The sequence below is a fragment of the Bradyrhizobium sp. sGM-13 genome, assembly GCF_018398875.1.
GTDB lineage: Bacteria > Pseudomonadota > Alphaproteobacteria > Rhizobiales > Xanthobacteraceae > Bradyrhizobium.
The window spans coordinates 1-738 of the sequence record NZ_JAGWDK010000160.1; the positions used below are offsets into that span (position 1 = coordinate 1).

A 738-nucleotide genomic window follows, 5' to 3' on the forward strand; every position below is an offset into this window, starting at 1 on the left:
ACCCGCGCGCGCTGGGCCTGACCTCACGCCATCTCGCCTATGTGATCTACACCTCCGGCTCAACAGGTACGCCCAAGGGCGTCATGGTCGAGCATGCCCAGATTGCGCGTTTGTTCGAGACGACCGAGAGCTTGTATGGCTTCACCGAACGCGACGTATGGTGTCTGTTCCATTCCTTCTCGTTCGACTTCTCAGTTTGGGAGTTGTGGGGCGCACTGCGCTATGGCGGGTGTTTGGTTCTCGTGCCGAGCCATACGGCTCGCTCTGCTTCTGACTTTCATGATCTCATCTGCAAGTCCGGCGTCACAGTTCTGAACCAGACCCCCTCGGCTTTTAAAGCTCTCATTGATGTGGAGTGTCAGTCCAGGCTTCGAAGCCGCCTTCGATATGTGATTTTTGGTGGAGAGGCTCTGGAGCCAGCGATTCTGAAGCCGTGGTATGCAAGGCATTCCGATTGCGCGCCCCAACTGGTTAACATGTACGGCATCACGGAAACGACCGTGCATGTCACCTATCGGCCGCTTGATCAGTCTGACACTTCCAACTCGGGCAGTCCGATTGGAAGGCGCATCCCCGATCTTCGGTTGTACGTGTTGGATCGGTTTGGTGCGCCCGTTCCGTTTGGTGCGGTGGGGGAGCTTTACATCGGCGGGGCGGGGGTTGCGCGGGGCTATCTGAAGCGGCCCGATCTGACGGCGGAGCGGTTCATCGCCAGTCCCTTTGTGGACGGCGATCGGC

The 738-nt window shown here is 58.7% G+C and carries 1 protein-coding gene; it reads left to right on the plus strand.

What is annotated here, in order from left to right; genetic code table 11:
* Positions 1 to 738 (plus strand): AMP-binding protein (locus KJQ96_RS38585; RefSeq protein ID WP_213291171.1); only part of this gene is annotated, 738 nt, incomplete at both ends.